The organism is Pseudomonas flavocrustae (assembly GCF_029872515.1).
GTDB classification, from domain to species: domain Bacteria; phylum Pseudomonadota; class Gammaproteobacteria; order Pseudomonadales; family Pseudomonadaceae; genus Chryseomonas; species Chryseomonas aestiva.
This window is the reverse complement of the sequence record NZ_JAPDIQ010000001.1, coordinates 721,068-738,262: the sequence shown is the minus strand read 5'-3', so window position 1 is coordinate 738,262 and position 17,195 is coordinate 721,068. Positions and strand designations below refer to the sequence as shown.

Annotated in this window: 16 protein-coding genes; 13 read left to right on the top strand and 3 right to left on the bottom strand. The window is 66.5% G+C overall.

Features of this window, described 5'->3' with window-relative positions; all coding sequences use genetic code 11:
• The first annotated feature begins 3 nt into the window (after nt 1-3).
• From nuoN to OMP44_RS03380, 7 genes are all read left to right on the top strand, one after another.
• The gene (gene nuoN, locus OMP44_RS03410; protein ID WP_280306444.1) at nt 4-1,455 is read left to right on the top strand and encodes an NADH-quinone oxidoreductase subunit NuoN; all 1,452 of its coding nucleotides are present in this window, start codon (nt 4-6) and stop codon (nt 1,453-1,455) included.
• 149 nt (nt 1,456-1,604) lie between these two features.
• The gene (locus tag OMP44_RS03405; RefSeq protein WP_280306442.1) at nt 1,605-3,638 is read left to right on the top strand and encodes a M13 family metallopeptidase; all 2,034 of its coding nucleotides are present in this window, start codon (nt 1,605-1,607) and stop codon (nt 3,636-3,638) included.
• Nucleotides 3,639-3,711: 73 nt separating this feature from the next.
• A complete protein-coding gene (locus OMP44_RS03400; RefSeq protein ID WP_280306441.1) occupies nt 3,712-5,382 on the top strand; it encodes a bifunctional protein-serine/threonine kinase/phosphatase in 1,671 nt (556 codons plus the stop codon).
• 253 nt (nt 5,383-5,635) lie between these two features.
• Nucleotides 5,636-6,382, top strand: a complete 747-nt coding sequence (gene cobA / locus OMP44_RS03395; RefSeq protein ID WP_273862255.1) for a uroporphyrinogen-III C-methyltransferase — start codon at nt 5,636-5,638, stop codon at nt 6,380-6,382.
• Nucleotides 6,383-6,442: 60 nt separating this feature from the next.
• Nucleotides 6,443-7,462: a ligase-associated DNA damage response exonuclease gene (locus OMP44_RS03390; protein ID WP_280306439.1), complete on the top strand. Its 1,020-nt coding sequence runs from the start codon at nt 6,443-6,445 to the stop codon at nt 7,460-7,462.
• Nucleotides 7,459-9,180, top strand: coding sequence for an ATP-dependent DNA ligase (locus tag OMP44_RS03385; protein WP_280306438.1), 1,722 nt, complete (start codon nt 7,459-7,461; stop codon nt 9,178-9,180). The genes OMP44_RS03390 and OMP44_RS03385 overlap by 4 nt, the downstream gene beginning before the upstream one ends.
• A 2-nt stretch (nt 9,181-9,182) precedes the next feature.
• Complete coding sequence (locus tag OMP44_RS03380) at nt 9,183-10,286, top strand: FUSC family protein (RefSeq protein WP_280306437.1); 1,104 nt, start codon at nt 9,183-9,185, stop codon at nt 10,284-10,286.
• Here the strand turns inward: OMP44_RS03380 and OMP44_RS03375 are convergent.
• A complete protein-coding gene (locus OMP44_RS03375; protein ID WP_187979659.1) occupies nt 10,226-10,711 on the bottom strand; it encodes a hypothetical protein in 486 nt (161 codons plus the stop codon). The genes OMP44_RS03380 and OMP44_RS03375 overlap by 61 nt on opposite strands.
• Before the next feature lie 3 nt (nt 10,712-10,714).
• Nucleotides 10,715-11,152 carry a GNAT family N-acetyltransferase gene (locus tag OMP44_RS03370; RefSeq protein WP_280306436.1) on the bottom strand — a complete coding sequence of 146 codons (438 nt, stop codon included), beginning with the start codon at nt 11,150-11,152 and terminating at the stop codon, nt 10,715-10,717.
• A gap of 351 nt (nt 11,153-11,503) precedes the next feature.
• Between OMP44_RS03370 and OMP44_RS03365 the strand changes: the two genes are divergently transcribed.
• The 5 genes from OMP44_RS03365 (at nt 11,504) to OMP44_RS03345 (ending at nt 15,782) form a co-directional block, all read left to right on the top strand.
• Entirely contained in the window at nt 11,504-12,283 is a 780-nt protein-coding gene (locus OMP44_RS03365) for a transporter substrate-binding domain-containing protein (protein WP_133861064.1), read from the top strand.
• 102 nt (nt 12,284-12,385) lie between these two features.
• Nucleotides 12,386-13,126 (top strand): ABC transporter permease, encoded by a 741-nt coding sequence (locus tag OMP44_RS03360; protein WP_280306434.1) that lies wholly within the window; start codon nt 12,386-12,388, stop codon nt 13,124-13,126.
• Entirely contained in the window at nt 13,123-13,833 is a 711-nt protein-coding gene (locus OMP44_RS03355) for an ABC transporter permease (RefSeq protein ID WP_007158912.1), read from the top strand. The genes OMP44_RS03360 and OMP44_RS03355 overlap by 4 nt, the downstream gene beginning before the upstream one ends.
• 37 nt (nt 13,834-13,870) lie before the next feature.
• Nucleotides 13,871-14,983, top strand: a complete 1,113-nt coding sequence (locus OMP44_RS03350) for a succinylglutamate desuccinylase/aspartoacylase family protein (RefSeq protein ID WP_280306431.1) — start codon at nt 13,871-13,873, stop codon at nt 14,981-14,983.
• Nucleotides 14,984-15,017: 34 nt separating this feature from the next.
• Nucleotides 15,018-15,782 carry an ABC transporter ATP-binding protein gene (locus OMP44_RS03345; protein ID WP_133861067.1) on the top strand — a complete coding sequence of 255 codons (765 nt, stop codon included), beginning with the start codon at nt 15,018-15,020 and terminating at the stop codon, nt 15,780-15,782.
• An 82-nt stretch (nt 15,783-15,864) separates the two neighbouring features.
• Here the strand turns inward: OMP44_RS03345 and OMP44_RS03340 are convergent, their stop codons facing one another.
• A complete protein-coding gene (locus tag OMP44_RS03340) occupies nt 15,865-15,996 on the bottom strand; it encodes a hypothetical protein (RefSeq protein WP_007158915.1) in 132 nt (43 codons plus the stop codon).
• 470 nt (nt 15,997-16,466) lie between these two features.
• On the opposite strand from OMP44_RS03340, the gene OMP44_RS03335 reads away from it, so the two are divergent.
• A complete protein-coding gene (locus OMP44_RS03335; protein ID WP_187979663.1) occupies nt 16,467-17,192 on the top strand; it encodes a TorF family putative porin in 726 nt (241 codons plus the stop codon).
• The last annotated feature ends 3 nt before the right edge of the window (nt 17,193-17,195 follow it).

Genomic DNA, 17,195 nt, shown 5'->3' with positions numbered 1-17,195 from the left:
GCCATGACCTTTACCTACGAACACTTCATCGCCCTCCTGCCGATCATCATCACCGGCTTCACCGCCGTGGTGGTGATGCTGGGCATCGCCTGGCGGCGGGATCACACCATCATCCCGACTCTGGGCGTGATCGGTCTCAACCTGGCCCTGCTGTCCTGCATCCCGGCCCTCGGCGTCGGTGCCATCGATGTCACCCCGATGTTGCGCATCGACGGTTTCACCTGCTTCTACATGGCGCTGATCCTGATCGCCACCCTGGCCTGCATGACCCTGTCGCATGCCTACATGGAAGGCTATCCGGGCAACCGCGAAGAGCTGTACCTGCTGCTGCTGATCTCCGCCACCGGGGGTCTGGTGCTGGTGGCGGCGCAGAACGTCGCCGGCCTGTTCATCGGCCTGGAACTGCTGTCGGTACCGGTCTACGGCCTGGTGGCCTACAGCTACTTCAATCGCCGTTCCCTGGAAGCCGGCATGAAGTACCTGGTGCTGTCCGCCGCCGGCTCGGCCATCCTGCTGTTCGGCATGGCCCTGCTCTACGCCCAGTCCGGCAGCCTGAACTTCGCCGACATCGGCATGCAGATGGACGCCCCGGCGAGCACCGGCCTGCTGATGGAAATCGGCCTCGGCATGCTGATCGTCGGCCTTGGCTTCAAGCTGTCGCTGGTGCCCTTCCACCTCTGGACCCCGGACGTCTACGAAGGCTCCCCGGCTCCGGTCGGTGCCTTCCTGGCCACCGCCAGCAAGGTTGCCGTCTTCGCCGTGCTGGTGCGGGTGTTCCAGACCATGCCCATGGCCACCGAAGACGGCTGGCTGCACGATGCTATCGCCTTCATCGCCATCGCCTCCATGCTGGTGGGCAACCTGCTGGCACTGATGCAGAGCAACCTCAAGCGTCTGCTGGGTTATTCCTCCATCTCCCACTTCGGCTACCTGCTGGTGGCGGTGGCGTCGGGCGAAGGCCTGTCGATGGAGGCCGTGGCGGTCTACCTGGTGACCTATGTCTTCACCAGCCTGGGCGCTTTCGGCGTGATTACCCTGATGTCCAGCCCGAGCAACGGCCAGCGTGACGCCGATGCCCTGTTCGAGTACCGCGGCCTGTTCTGGCGCCGTCCGTACCTGACCGCGGCGCTGACGGTGATGATGCTGTCCCTGGCCGGCATCCCGCTCACCGCCGGCTTCATCGGCAAGTTCTACGTCATCACCGTGGGCGTGGAAGCAGGCATGTGGTGGCAGACCGCGGCCATCGTGCTGGGCAGTGCCATCGGCCTGTTCTACTACCTGCGCGTGATGGTCACCCTGTACCTGACCGAGCAGGGCCTGCAGCGCCACGATGCGCCGATGAACTGGGGTCAGCGCGTTGGTGGCGTGATGCTGATCGCCATTTCCATCGCGACCTTCATCCTCGGCGTCTATCCGCAGCCGCTGCTGCAACTGGCGCAGCTGACGGTGTTCTGATCCAGAGCGTCGCCCACGATCCCCGCCTCGGCGGGGATCGTCGTTTCTGAAGCCTGTGAAATACCTGCCCTTGGCAGGGTCGCGCCCCGACCGCTACCCTCGACGCCCCACCCTGCTTTCCTGTCCTTTCCTGGAGACCCTTTTCTCCCATGCCTGCGTTGAAACCCCTCACCCTCGCCATCGGCCTGCTGCTCGGCAGCCAGGCCTTCGCCGCCCCGGTCTTCGACGTCACCGAACTGGGTGACCCCGCCACCGCCTGTAGCGACCTCGACACCTTCGTCAATGAAAAATGGGTCGCGGCCAATCCGATCCCGCCGGACAAGTCACGCTGGGGGTCCTTCATGGCCCTGGGGGAAAAATCGCTCAACGACCAGCACGCCATCCTGCAGCGCGCCGCCCGCACGGCGGACCGCGCGCAAGCAGGCTCGGTGGAACAGAAGGTCGGCTGGCTGTATCGCTCGGGCATGGACGAGGCCGCCATCGAGCGCGCCGGCTATCGGCCGATCCAGGCGCAACTGGCGGCCATCGACGGGTTGCGCACCACGGCTGATGTCGTGAAGTACCTGCAACAGAGCTTCGCCCGTGGCGACATGCAGGTGTTCTCCTTCGGCTCCGGCGCCGATTATCAGAATGCCAAGCAGCAGATCGCCTACGCCTACCAGGGCGGCCTGGGCCTGCCCACGCCCGACTATTACACCGAAGCCGACTACGCCAAGCTGCGCCAGGCCTATCTCGGCCATATCGCCCGGCTGCTGGTGCTGACCGGAGTGCCCAAGGCCAAGGCGGCCGCCCAGGCCGAACTGGTGCTGGCCTTCGAAAGTCGCCTGGCGCGGGCCTCGGTCAAGCCGGTGGAGCTGCGCAATCCGGAGAACCAGTATCACTACCTGAGCTTCGCCGAAGCCAACAAGGTCACGCCGCACTTCGACTGGCAGGCCTTCTTCGCCAGCCAGGGCGTCACCGGCCAGCAGGGCTTTTCGCTGTCCCAGCCGGGCTTCTTCGCCGAATTCGACCGGATGCTGGCCCAGACCCCCGTCGAGCAGTGGCAGGCCTATCTGCGTGCCCATGTGATCGACGACGCCGCGCCGCTGCTGTCCAGGCCTTTCCAGCAGGAAAGCTTCGAATTCAACCAGAAGACCCTGAGTGGCCAGCAGCAGCAGAGCGAACGCTGGAAGCGGGTGCTGCGCGCGGTCAACGGCGCCATGGGCGAAGGTCTCGGCCAGCTCTATGTGCAGGAGCACTTCTCCCCCCAGGCCAAGGCGCGGGCCCAGGAACTGGTGGATAACGTGATGCTGGCGCTCAAGGCGCGCATCGAGCAGCTCGACTGGATGAGTCCGGAGACCAAGCAGAAGGCGCTGGCCAAGTGGGACAGCTTCCTGCCCAAGATCGGCTATCCCGAGCGCTGGCGCGACTGGAGCGGCCTGACCCTCAAGCCGCAGGGCTTCTATGCCAACCTGGAAGCCGCCTCGCGCTTCAACTATCGCCATGACCTGGACAAGATCGGCAAGCCCACCGACCGCCAGGAATGGGGCATGTACCCGCAGACGGTCAATGCCTACTACAGCCCCACCGACAACACCATCAACTTCCCCGCCGCCATCCTGCAGCCGCCGTTCTTCTATCCGGACGGCGACGATGCCATCAACTACGGCGGTATCGGCGCAGTGATCGGTCACGAGGCCAGCCATGGTTTCGACGACCAGGGCAGCAAGTTCGACGGCGCCGGCAACCAGGTGGACTGGTGGACCCCGGCCGATCGCAAGGCCTTCGAAGCCCGCACCGGCAAACTGGTGGAGCAGTTCGACAACTACCAGCCGCTGCCGGATCATCCGGAGCTGCACGTCAACGGCAAGCTCACCCTGGGCGAGAACATCGGCGATCTCGGCGGCATCAATGCGGCCTACGACGCCCTGCAACTGGCCCTGGCGAAAAAGCCGGAGGAAGCCAACCGGAAGATCGATGGCTATACCCAGCAGCAGCGCTTCTTCCTCAACTGGGCGCGGGTCTGGCGCGGTTCGATCCGTGAAGAGCAGGCGCGCCTGTTCCTCAACACCGACCCCCATGCGCCCATGAGATTCCGCGCGCTTGGCGCGCCGTCCAACATGCCGTCCTTCGCCAAGGCGTTCAGCTGCAAGGCGGGTGATGCCATGGTCCGGCCGGACGAGAAACGCGTGGAAATCTGGTGAGGGATCAGGGGCGTCCGGTGGTCGGGTATCGCTTTTGCATCGCCGGTCTCCTCTCCTCTCTGGCGCCCCCTACATGCCTCTAGAACTCGCCTTCGCCGAAGCCACTGCGACCGGTCCGCGCAAGGAAAACCAGGACGCCTTGCGCAGTGTCCAGCCCAGCGCGGCGCTGGCGGCGACCAAGGGGCATCTGTTCGCCCTCGCCGATGGCGTCAGCGGCTGTCCCGACGGTGGCCTGGCCGCCCGCGCCACCCTCCAGGCCCTGGCCCAGGATTACTATTCCACGCCGGAGACCTGGCCGGTGGCCCAGGCCCTGGAGCGGTTGCTGCTGGCGCAGAATCGCTGGCTGCAGGCTGCGGGCAATGGCCAGCCACTGCTGACCACCCTCACCGCCCTGGTGATCCGCGGGCGGCGCTATACCCTGGCCCACGTCGGCGACTGCCGCGCCTATCGCTGGCACGGCGACCGGCTGAGCTGCCTCACCGTCGACCACGTCTGGCAGCAGGCCGGCATGCAGCATGTGCTGACCCGCGCCCTGGGCCTGGAGAACCACCTGGTGGTGGACTTTCGCGAAGGCGAGCTGGAAGCCGGCGAAACCCTGCTCCTGGTGAGCGACGGCGTCTGGGCCGCGCTGGGTGAAGACAGCATGAGGCGCATCCTGGTCGATGGCGTCGCGGAGCTGGAGGCCACTGCCCAGGCCCTGGTGGCCGGCGCCCTGCATGCCGGTGGTCAGGACAACGCCAGCGCCCTGCTGGTACGGGTCGACCGCCTCCCTGACGTGTCCCTGGCCGATACCCTGGCCAGCGCCGATACCTGGCCGCCGTTGCCGGCGCTCAAGCCCGGCCAGCACTTCGAAGGCTGGACGGTGGTGGAGCGTCTGGCCGAGTCGCGGCAATCGCTGCTCTACCGGGTCAAGGACGAGGGCGGCCGTCCCTGGCTGCTCAAGACCCTGCCCGCGGCGCTGCAATTCGACACCCTGGCCGGTCATGCCCTGCTCATGGAGGAGTGGTTCCTGCGCCGGGTCGCCGGGCGCGCCTTCGTCGAGGTCCATCCGTTGCCGCGGCGGGCGCATCTCTACTTCGTGCAACGGGAATATGCCGGTCGTACCCTGGCGCAGCAGCTACGCAGCGAAGGCCCCCTGGCCCTGGCCGACTGGCTGGACGTCGCCTCCCGCCTGCTGCGGGCCCTCGGCCAGCTGCACAGGCGCAACATCCTTCACCGCGACATCAAGCCGGACAACCTGCATCGCGGCCAGGATGGCGAATTGCGCCTGCTGGACTTCGGCCTGGCCTACTGTCCGCAGCTGTCCGAGGATCTGCATGACAGCCCGGGCACTCCCAGCTACCGGGCGCCGGAGTCCTTCGAGGGCGCCGAGCCCAGTCCGGCCCAGGATCTCTATGCGGCCGGGGTGACCCTCTACCAGCTGCTGACGGGTGGCTATCCCTACGGCGAGGTGGAACCCTTCCAGCGCCCCCGCTTCGGCGCGCCCGCCAGCGTCCTGCGCCGGCGCCCGGATGCGCCGGCCTGGCTCGACGACTGGCTGCAGCGCGCCGTGGCGGTCGACCCCGCCGACCGCTTCGAAACCGCCGAGGAAGCCCTGCTGCTGCTGGAGCAGGGCGAGCGCCAACCCCTGGCCCGCCCGCTGCCGCTGCTGCAGCGCGATCCCCTGCGCACCTGGCAGATCGTGGCCGCCTGTTCGCTGCTGCTGAATCTGCTGCTGGTGCTGCTCTGGCTCTATCGGCACTGAAGACCTCGCGGCGTCATGCCCTCCTTTGCAGCACGCTGCGCCCAAAAGGGGCAGCCCGCTGCCCCCTTTCCAGCGGTAAACCGCCGGAAAGAACGGATCTGCGCCTTGGCATGAAGTCTGCAATTCCACAATACACATAGGTCTTTCTTCAACGGCGAGGAAAGACCCTCCGGACAAAGGCGTCCCAGCTGCTTGCAGCGGGACGCCTTTTTTTTGCGTTACAGTCGCCACCCTGGAAACGAGAGGTCACTACATGAGCGGGAAAGTCTGGTTGATCGGTGCCGGCCCCGGCGATCCCGAGCTGCTGACCCTCAAGGCGGTGCGCGCCCTGGGCGAGGCCGAGGTGGTGATGATCGATGACCTGGTCAATCCGGCGGTGCTCGAACACTGCCCTACCGCCCGGGTGATCCGCGTCGGCAAGCGCGGCGGCTGCCGCTCCACGCCCCAGGCCTTCATCCACCGGCTGATGCTGCGCTATGCCCGCCAGGGCCGTTGCGTGGCCCGGCTCAAGGGCGGCGATCCCTGCATCTTCGGTCGTGCCGGCGAGGAAGCCGAATGGCTGGCCGCCCGTGGCGTCGCCAGCGAGATCGTCAACGGCATCACTGCCGGCCTGGCCGGTGCCACCGCCTGCGGCATCTCCCTGACCCTGAGAGGCGTGGCCCGCGGCGTGACCCTGGTCACCGCCCATACCCAGGACGACACGGCGCCCAACTGGGCAGCCCTGGCCGCCACTGGTACCACGCTGGTGGTCTACATGGGCGTGGCCCGCCTGGCCGAAATCCAGCAGGGCCTGCTGGACGGCGGTCTCGCGCTGACCACACCGGTGGCCATGATCGAGAACGCCTCCCTGCCGGACCAGCGCGAGTGCCGCTCGACCCTGCAGGACCTGCAGGTGGACGCCGCCCTCTTCCAGCTGCGCAGCCCGGCGATCCTGGTGATCGGCGAGGTGGTCGGCCAGGCCGCCCTGCAACAGGCCCTGAGCTTCGCCGCCCAGGCCTGAGCGGCGAACTCCGGAGCCCGGCCGCCGTTCCTATGGGTATTCCCCAGCAGAGCGGCGCCCATGGACCTCGTCATCGCCCGACCGGACGGCCTCTATTGCCCGCCCGGCGACTTCTACATCGATCCCTGGCATCCGGTGGAACGTTCGGTCATCACCCACGGCCACGGCGACCATGCCCGGGTGGGCAACGGCCACTATCTTGCCACCTCCGGCAGCGCCGGCATCCTGCGCGCCCGGCTGGGTGCCGACATCAATCTCCAGACCCTGGAATACGGCGAGGTCATCGATCACCACGGGGTCAAGCTGAGCTTCCACCCGGCCGGCCATGTGCTGGGCTCGGCCCAGGTGCGCCTGGAATACCGTGGCGAGGTCTGGGTGGCCTCGGGTGACTACAAGGTCGAACCCGATGGCACCTGCACCCCCTTCGAGCCGGTGCGTTGCCACACCTTCATCACCGAATCCACCTTTGGCCTGCCGATCTATCGCTGGCGCCCCCAGGCGGAGATCTTTGCCGAGGTCAACGCCTGGTGGCGCGCCAACCAGGCCAGGGGGTTGGCCAGCGTGCTCTACAGCTATGCCTTCGGCAAGGCGCAACGGCTCCTGCACGGCCTGGATCCGGAGATCGGTCCCATCCTCGCCCATGGTGCGGTGGAGCCTCTGAACCGGGTCTACCGCGAAGCCGGCATCCGCATCCCGGAAACCCACTATGCCGGCGACTTCAAGAAGAGCGACCCGACGCTGCGCCAGGCGCTGATCATCGCGCCGCCCTCGGCCGGCGGCAGCACCTGGATCCGCCGCTTCGGCGAGCACAGCGACGCCTTCGCCAGCGGCTGGATGATGCTGCGCGGTACCCGCCGCCGGCGCGGCGTGGATCGCGGCTTCGTGCTTTCCGACCACGCCGACTGGCCGGGCCTGCTGTGGGCCATCGAGCAGACCGGCGCCGAGCGGGTGATGGTCACCCATGGCTCGGTCGCCACCCTGGTGCGCTACCTGCGCGACCAGAGCCTGGACGCCCAGGGCTTCACCACCGAATACGGTGAGGAAGACGATACCCCCGTCACCGCGGAGGCCCAGGCATGAAGGCCTTCGCCGAACTCTATGGGCGTCTCGACGCCACCACCTCCAGCAATGCCAAGCTCGCGGCGCTGGTGGACTATTTCGGCAGCGCCCCGGCGGCGGATGCCGCCTGGGCGGTGTACTTCCTCGCCGGCGGCCGCCCCCGCCGGCTGGTGCCGACCCGGCAGCTGCGTGAATTGACCATGACCCTCTCCGGGCTGCCCGAGTGGCTGTTCGAAGAAAGCTACCAGGCGGTGGGCGATCTGGCCGAAACCATGGCACTGCTGATTCCCACCGCCGATGCCGCCAATGCCGAGGGCCTGGCCTTCTGGCTGGAGGAGTACCTGCTGCCCCTGCGCGGCCTACCACCGGAGGAGCTGGCCGAGCGCCTGCCGCCGCTCTGGGGCCAGCTGGATCGGCAGAGCCTGATGGTCTGCATCAAGCTGATCACCGGCGAGTTCCGCGTCGGTGTCTCCAAGCTGCTGGTGACCCGCGCCCTGGCCACTCTGGCGGACCTGGACCCCAAGCGCGTCGCCCAGCGCCTGGTGGGCTACACCGATCTGTCCCACCGCCCCACCGCCGAGGGCTATGCCCGCCTGGTCGCCCCGGAAAGTCCGGACGAGCATGCCCAGCGTGGCGGCCAGCCCTATCCCTTCTTTCTGGCCCACGCCCTGCAATTGCCGGTTGAGCAGTTCGAGGCGCAACTGGGGCCGGCCGAGGACTGGCAGGTGGAATGGAAGTGGGACGGCATCCGCGCCCAGCTGGTCAAGCGCGACGGTCGCCTGTGGATCTGGTCGCGGGGTGAGGATCTGGTCACCGATCGCTTTCCCGAACTGCATCCCCTCGCGGAATCGCTACCCGATGGCACTGTCATCGACGGCGAGATCGTGGTCTGGAAGGAAGACGCCGCGCCCGACGCCCTGCTCAGCAGCGAGGAAGTGAGCGAGCAGCAGGACGGCCGCGATCCGGCCGCGCCCATCCCCTTCGGCGTGCAGCCCTTCGCGCTGCTGCAGCAACGCATCGGGCGCAAGACCCTGGGCAAGAAGATCCTCGAAGACGTACCGGTCATCCTGCTCGCCTACGACCTGCTGGAATGGCATGGCCATGACCTGCGCAGCCACCCGCAACGCGAGCGTCGCGCCGAACTGGAAGGGGTAGTGGCGCGCTGCGCCAGTCCGCTGCTGCGCCCCTCGCCGCTGCTGCACGGCAAAGACTGGCAGGACCTTGCCCGCCAGCGCGAGGCTTCGCGCACCCTGGGGGTCGAAGGGATGATGCTCAAGGCCAAGGATTCGCTGTATGGCGTCGGCCGCACCAAGGACATGGGCACCTGGTGGAAATGGAAGGTCGATCCCTTCTCGGTGGATGCGGTGCTCATCTACGCCCAGCGCGGCCATGGGCGGCGTGCCAGTCTCTATTCCGACTACACCTTCGCCGTCTGGGACGGTCCGCCGGAGAGTAGCGAACGCACCCTGGTGCCCTTCGCCAAGGCCTACTCCGGCCTCACCGACGAAGAGATGCGCAAGGTGGACGCCATCGTCCGGCGCACCACCGTGGAGAAATTTGGTCCGGTACGCAGCGTCGAGCCGACCCTGGTGTTCGAGCTGGGTTTCGAGGGCATCGCCCTGTCCAAGCGCCACAAGAGCGGTGTCGCCGTGCGCTTTCCACGGATGCTGCGCTGGCGCCACGACAAGCCGGTGGCCGAAGCGGACACCCTCGACATCCTGCAGAATCTGCTGGCCTAGCCATGGCCGGCCAGACCGCGCCGCCGGTGACCGATGGCGCCCTGGGCTCGCCGCGGGAACCGCGCTGGGCCCTGGCGCTCGCCTGCCTGCCAGCCCTGGCGGCGATCCTGCTCACCGGCGGGTGGACCGGGGCCTGGCTCCCCTGCGTGGTGGCCCTGGGTGGCGCCTATACCGTCGGCTTCGGCGCCTACAAGAGCTTTGCCGCCGAGCCCCTGGCGCCCATGCTGGTGGCGGCGCTGGGCATGGCCTTTTCCGCCGTGGTTGGCTCCCTGCTGGGTCATCAGCTGCCGGCGCTGGTCCTGGCCGGCGCCCTGTGGGCGGCCTGCTGCGCCTGGCTGTTCGCCGTGGGCAATGGACCCTGGTGGATCACCCAGCAGTGGACGGTGGCCCTGCTGGTAGCCGGCGGCTTTCCCGGTGATCTCCACCAGGCCCTGCTGCGGGGTGGCCTGGTGCTCGGCGGCGGACTGCTGCAACTGCTGTTCTTCGCCCTCGTACAAAAGGCCCTCTATCGCTCCCAATGGCGGCTGCGCACCGGTTCCCTCAAGGCCCATCTCAGGGAGGTGGTGGTGCTGTTCGAAGACAGATTTCGGCTCGGCCGCTACGGCTTCTATGCCGCCGCCGTGGTCGCCCTCTGCCAGACCCTGACCGGCCTGCTCGATTACGGCCACGGCTACTGGGCGCCGATGACCGCCCTGCTGGTGCTCAAGCCGCGGCTGGGCGATACCTGGCGGCGTGGCCTGGGTCGGCTGGGCGGCACCCTGGCCGGTTGCCTGCTGGCGGGCGCGGTGGTCTGGCTCGACAACACGCCTGCCGTCCTGGCCGCTGCCTGCCTGCTGTGTGCGGCGGGCGCCTATCTGCTGCAGGACGGTCGCTATTCGCTGCAGACGCTGTTCATCACCGGCACCACGGTGCTGATGGTCGCCCTGGCCGGCGCCCCCGAGGCGAGCATCGCCCGTGAGCGGATCGGCAGCACCCTGCTCGGCGGTACGGTCGCCCTGCTCTTTCTGGCGCTGGAAGCCGGCGTCGCGCGAATCCTCGCGCGGTTTCAGCGGCGCAGCCGGTTGCGCCAGGCAAACACCAGCAAAGCCAGCAGGGCGCCCAGGTAGCTGCCATCGTGCATCCAGGCCGCCAGCAGGAAACCTCTGCGGTCCTGCACGCAGTCCGGCACCCGCAGGACGCTGCCCAGCTCCAGGGCAAGCCAACCCAGGCCCAGGCCCAGCACGGCGCAACCCAGCGCCCCGAGCAGCACGGCCGCGCTGCCGCGCCAGAGATAACGGTCACCGACAGGACGTCCACGCGCCAACCAGAGCAGCGCCAGGCCCAGGGGCAGTCCTGCCGCCGCGCCGGCCTGGAGACCCACCCGGGCCACTCGCCAGCGGGCCGCCAGGTCGCTATCGAGCAGCCCGAATTGCGAAAATTTCAGGCAATCGAAGTAATCCGGACCCAGGCCGTAGCTGAGCTGGTCATGCAGCGCCCCATAGAGCGCGGCCAGGAAGACCAGCGCCAGCAACCTGCCCAGGCTCCGCGCCACCGGCTAGCCCATTACCTTGTGGTAGCTGTGCAGGCCTGTCCCCAGCGGTCGTGGTAGGTAGCCGCAATGCTGGTAGCCACACCGCTCATAGAAGGCCGCTGCCTGGGCGGTGCGTAGATAAGCCACCTGAGCGCCCTGGATGCGCGCCTCAGCTTCCGCTCGCTGCAGGAGTTGCCGACCCAGTCCGCGCTGGCGATGCCCCTGGTCTACCCAGAGCACCTCGATCTCCAGCCCCTTCCAGAACACACGACCTAGAAGACCGGCTATGACCCGGGAATGCTCGACGATGACCAGCTGCAGTGGGACATCGGCTGACTCGTCAGCCAACTGCGGATGCTGGGCGCTGACAAACGCCTGGAAACCTTGGGCGATCGCGGTGGCCTGAGCGGCAGATGCCACCTCAATGTTGTTTAGATGTGTGGTCTTGTCTCCACAGTTCATCCGGCTTCACTCCCGTTTCCTTTGCACACAGCTGTACTCCGTGATTGCTACCGAACAGATACGATGTCTTAGCGAAACGGGTCTTCTGCTACCTTTCTGCCCACCTTTGGCGCATGCGTATTTTTTTAGACCCAAAGCGGTGCGTTCGTCCGCGCCGGGCAGGAAAGCCGCGCCTTTCCGGTGCATAATGCGCGCCGCTCGGCGGGGTCGGCTGCTACAGGATGTAACCAACGCGGCAACCGCGTACAGATTTGGGACGATCTTCGCCGACTGGTAAGCTTATTGCTCCCGCGAGGGCACGGGCGTCGTACTGGCGCCATGATTTCATCCACATTCGCACTAGGATCCGACATGAAAAAAAGCTGGCTGACTCTCTCTGCGCTCGCCCTGTGTCTGGCCGCCGGTTCGGCGATGGCCAAGGAATGGAAAGAGATCCGCTTCGGTGTGGATACCACCTATCCGCCCTTCGAATCCCAGGCCGCCGATGGCAGCTTCGTCGGCTTCGACATCGAGCTGGGCAACGCCATCTGCGAAAAGCTGGCGGTGAAGTGCAAGTGGGTGGTGAGTGACTTCGACGGCCTGATTCCCGGCCTGCGCGCGCGCAAGTTCGACGGCATCCTGTCCTCGCTGACCAAGACCCCGGCGCGTGCCGAACAGATCGACTTCTCCGACCTGCTGTGGTCGGGCCCCTCCTCCATGGTCACCAAGGAAGGCGCCAACCTGCAGGCCACCGCGGAAAGCCTGAAGGGCAAGACCGTGGGCGTGCAGCAGGGCACCATCCAGGAAACCTTCGCCAAGCAGAAACTGGCGCCCAACGGCGTCAACGTCCAGAGCTACCAGAACCAGGATCAGGTCTATGCCGACCTGGTGTCCGGTCGTATCGACGTCGCCATGCAGGACATGCTGCAGGCCGAAGGTGGCTTCATGAAGTCGCCCCAGGGCAAGGGCTACACCAACACCGCCATCCATGACGAGTTGCTGCCGGCCGATACCGCCATCGGTATCCGCAAGGGCAACGACGAGTTCAAGACCTTCGTCAACAAGGGCATCGCGGCCATCCACGCCGACGGCACCTACGACAAGATCCAGAAGAAGTACTTCGGCGACCTGAACCTCTACGATCCCAAGTAAGGTCGGTTCGGCAAACGCCTCCGGTGCCACCGGGGGCGTTTTACGTATGACCGCCGGCGCCCACCGCGCCGGCGGCCTCACCAGGCGATTTTCCCAAGACGCATGCAGCAGAATTCCTTCGACTCCTTCTTGCAGTCCATCGGACTGGGCACGCTCAGCCTGCATGGCTACGGCCCGCTGATCCTGGAAGGCACCCTGACGACCCTCAAGCTCGCCGGCTTCGCGCTGATCGTGGCGGTCATCCTCGGCCTGCTCGGCGCCTCGGCCAAGCTGTCGCGCCTCGCGCCCCTGCGCTTCATTGCCCAGAGCTACACCACCCTGATCCGTGGCGTGCCCGATCTGGTGCTGATGCTGCTGATCTTCTACAGCCTGCAGAACTGGCTGGGCGCCCTCACCGACTACATGGGCTGGGATTACATCGACATCGATCCCATGGCCGCCGGTATCGCCACCCTCGGCTTCATCTACGGCGCCTACTTCACCGAGACCTTTCGCGGCGCCATCCTCGCCGTGCCGCGCGGTCAGGGCGAGGCCGCCCTGGCCTACGGGCTGAGCCGCTGGCAGACCTTCACCCTGATCACCTTTCCGCAGATGATGAGATTCGCGCTGCCCGGCATCGGCAACAACTGGCAGGTGCTGCTCAAGGCCACCGCGCTGGTCTCCATCATCGGCCTGGCCGATCTGGTCCGCGCCTCCCAGGAGGCCGGCAAGGGCACCTTCAAGCTGTTCTATTTCCTGATCGTCGCCGGCGTCATCTATCTGCTCATCACCGCCATGACCAACGCCATCCTCGGGGCCCTGGAACGGCGCTATCACGTCGGCGTGCGGGAGGCCAAGCGATGATCGAACTCCTGCAGCAATACTGGAAACCCCTGCTGTGGACCGATGGCTACCACATCACCGGCCTGGCCATGACCCTCTGGCTGCTGGTGGCCTCGGTGGTGATCGGCTTCATCGTCTCGGTGCCGCTGTCGGTGGCCCGGGTCTCGGAGCGCCGCTGGCTGCGCTGGCCGATCGGCTTCTATACCTACGTCTTCCGTGGCACCCCGCTCTATCTGCAGCTGCTGATCTGCTACACCGGCATCTACAGCCTGGGCTTCGTGCGCGACCAGCCGATGCTGGGCAGCTTCTTCCGCGACGGCCTGAACTGCACCATCCTGGCCTTCGCCCTGAATACCTGCGCCTACACCACCGAGATCTTCGCCGGGGCCATCCGCAACACCCCCCACGGCGAGGTCGAGGCGGCCAAGGCCTACGGCCTGGATGGCTGGCGCCTGTACGTGCATGTCATCCTACCTTCGGCGCTGCGCCGCTCGCTGCCCTTCTACAGCAACGAAGTCATCATGATGCTGCACTCCACCACCCTGGCCTTCACCGCCACGGTGCCGGACCTGCTCAAGATCGCCCGCGACGCCAACACCGCCACCTTCCTGACCTTCCAGGCCTTCGGCCTGGCCGCGTTGCTGTACCTGGCGGTGTCCTTCATCCTGATCGGCCTGTTCCGCCTGGCGGAGCGCCGCTGGCTGGCCTTCCTCGGCCCGACCCACTGACCCAAGCGGCCGCGCCCGGCGCGGCCCCGGAGTTGTCATGCGCCATCTCACCCATCCGCTGGTCGCCCCGGTCCCGGGCACCGAGCGCTGCATCCACAGCTTCCACTTCGGTCCCGCCGACAGTGGCCGCAAGGTCTATATCCAGGCCTCGCTGCATGCCGACGAACTGCCCGGCATGCTCACCGCCTGGCACCTCAAGCAGCGCCTCCGGGCGCTGGAAGCCGCCGGTGAACTCCTGGCGGAGGTGGTCCTGGTACCGGTGGCCAACCCCATCGGCCAGGATCAGCAGGTCGCCGACGTCCACCTCGGTCGCTACGAGCTGGAAAGCGGGCAGAACTTCAATCGCCGCTTCCGCGACATGACCGCCCAGGTCGAAGCCGCCATCGCCGAACGCCTCGGTGACGACGTGAGCGCCAACCAGGCCTTGGTGCGCGAGGCCTTCCGCACCGCCCTGGCCGGGGAAGCCGCCACCACCCAGCTCGACAGTCAGCGCCTGACCCTGCAGCGCCTGGCCTGCGACGCCGAGGTGGTGCTCGATCTGCACTGCGATTTCGACGCGGTCGCCCACCTCTACACCACGCCGGAAGCCTGGCCCCAGGTCGAGCCGCTGGCGCGCTACTTCGGTTCCGAAGCCAGCCTGCTCGCCACCGATTCGGGCGGCCAGTCCTTCGACGAATGCTTCACCCTGCTCTGGTGGAACCTCAACCAGCGCTTTGGCGAGCGCCTGCCCCTGGGCAGCCTGTCGGTGACCCTGGAGCTGCGCGGCCAGCTGGACGTGCGTGACGAACTCGCCGCGGCGGATGCCGAGGCCATCGTCAACTACCTGCGCCACCAGGGCTTTCTGAGCGGCGCCGCCGCCCCCCTGCCGCCGCTGCTGCAACCGGCCACGCCGCTGGCGGCCGTGGAGCCCGTGGCGACCACCCAGGGTGGCGTGCTGGTGCTCAAGGCCCAGGTGGGCGAGCGCATCGCGGTCGGCCAGGTGCTGGCGCAGGTCGTGGACCCCATCAGCGACCGCGTCGAAGAGGTCCGCAGCGCGGTCGCCGGCATCCTCTATGCGCGTTCCAATCGCCGCATGGCCACGGCCGGCATGGTGATCGCCCATGTGGCGGGCACCGAGGCCTATCGCAGCGGCTACCTGCTCTCGCCGTGACCCCTACCCCTTTTCAGCTGTGGAATTCCTATCCATGTACAAACTGACCGTCGAAGGCCTGCACAAGCGTTACGGCGACCACGAAGTGCTCAAGGGCGTCTCGCTCAAGGCCAAGACCGGCGATGTGGTCAGCCTGATCGGCGCCAGTGGCTCGGGCAAGAGCACCTTCCTGCGCTGCATCAACTTCCTCGAGCAGCCCAATGCCGTGACCATGACCCTGGATGGCGAGACCATCCGCATGGCCGAGGATCGCGGCGCCGTCCGGGTGGCCGACGCGGCCCAGCTGCAGAATCTGCGCACCCGCCTGGCCATGGTCTTCCAGCACTTCAATCTCTGGAGTCACCTGAGCGTGCTGGACAACATCACCCTGGCGCCGCGCAAGGCGCTGGGCATCAGCAAGGCGGAAGCCGAAGAACGCGCGCGCAAGTACCTGGACAAGGTCGGTCTGCAAGCGCGGGTCGCTGATCAGTATCCGGCCTTCCTCTCCGGTGGCCAGCAGCAGCGGGTGGCCATCGCCCGCGCCCTGGCCATGGAGCCGGAAATCATGCTGTTCGACGAGCCCACCTCGGCGCTCGACCCGGAGCTGGTCGGCGAGGTGCTGAAGGTGATTCGCGCCTTGGCGGAAGAGGGACGTACCATGCTCATGGTGACCCACGAGATGGCGTTCGCCCGCGAGGTGTCTTCTCAGGTGCTGTTCCTGCACCAGGGGGTGGTGGAGGAAGAAGGTCCGCCGAGCGAAGTGCTGGTGAGCCCGCGTAGCGAGCGCCTGCGCCAGTTCCTCAGCGGCAACCTCAAGTAAGCCTGGGTCCCCGCTCGGGGGACCGCGCGCGAACCGGGCGGCTCCAGCCGACCGGCTTCGCGCCCGTCAAGGCCGGTAACGCTTAGCGGCGCTGCTGCTGGCGACGACGCTGGGCAGCCAGCTGCTCGCGTTCACGGCTGGGAATCGGGATGGCCTTGACCAGACCGAGTCGCGCGAGCAGGTCCAGCATCAGAGCTTGTATACGGTCGTTCATGGAAACTCCTCGAGCCAGCGCTCAATCAGGGACAGCCATAGCGGGCAGACCTTGCTGCCCTCCTCCACAATATTGAGTCTTTCCTGGTCGATTCAATCCACCCACGTGCGGTTGTTCGTCGCAACAGGGCGGCGCTTTGTCAAAAAGTGTGTCTTTTGCCCGAAGACAGTGCCGGTGCCGCTCCGACGCTCGCCTGGTCAGGCGCTGCCGATTGTTATCGGAACCCATATCAAATCTGTCGGTCTTGATATTGCTATCGAGTTCAATTCTCGACCTGGAAACTGACGAATGGTGAAAATATGCCACCGTCGTTGGTTATCATCGCCGGACGATAACGGGTTAGCCGCGGTTTCTCATCCAATAACAACGATGTCATCAGGGTGCTCGCACCTCGATGTTCTCCCTGCTTGTTGTTATCCCCATCACATTCTTTCTCCAGTTAGCGTGACCGGCACGGCAGGAGTGCTCCCATGACCAGATCCTTACCTCTCTTCATCGCGCTCGGGCTGCTGGCCAGTCCGGCGCTGGCGGCCACCTGGGGCATGCAGCGCGAGGTAGGGGATTTCGATCTGAAGATGGGCACGGCGCCGTCACGCAGCATGGCTCAGGGTCTGGTCGCGCCCAACTCCGCCGGCATGGGCGGGGGCTTCGATCTCACCCACGACAGCGGGCTGTATTTCGGCCAGTGGACGACCAACAATGCTTCGTCCGCGGATGCGCCGTTGCTAGAGATGGACACCTACGCGGGCTACAAGCACCGCTTCGCCCCTGGCTATGGCTATGAGCTGGGCGTGATCAACTACAGCAACCTGATCCAGAACGTCGATCCCAGCCGCGAGTTGTATTCCGGGATGACCGTCTATGGCAAGCGCCTGGGCGCGGCCTTCGCCAATGACCCGGGGCGCCACAACGCTTCGCTCTATGCCGATCTGGGGACGTTGCCGCTGATCAAGACCGGGGTCTCGCTCAAGTACACCAACTATGTGCTGGATGTGCCCTCGACCCTCGACAGCGGCGGCATGGTGCGCAGTTTCAACGACTGGTCGGTGAATCTGAGTCGCAAGTGGGTGAATACCCTGTTCAACCTGACCTACAGCGGCACCAGCCTGAGAGGGGCCGACTGCTCGGTGTATTCGGGCCACAACACCTACTGCGACAGCGCCCTGATGCTCAAGGCCTCGCACCCCTTCTTCTAGTCT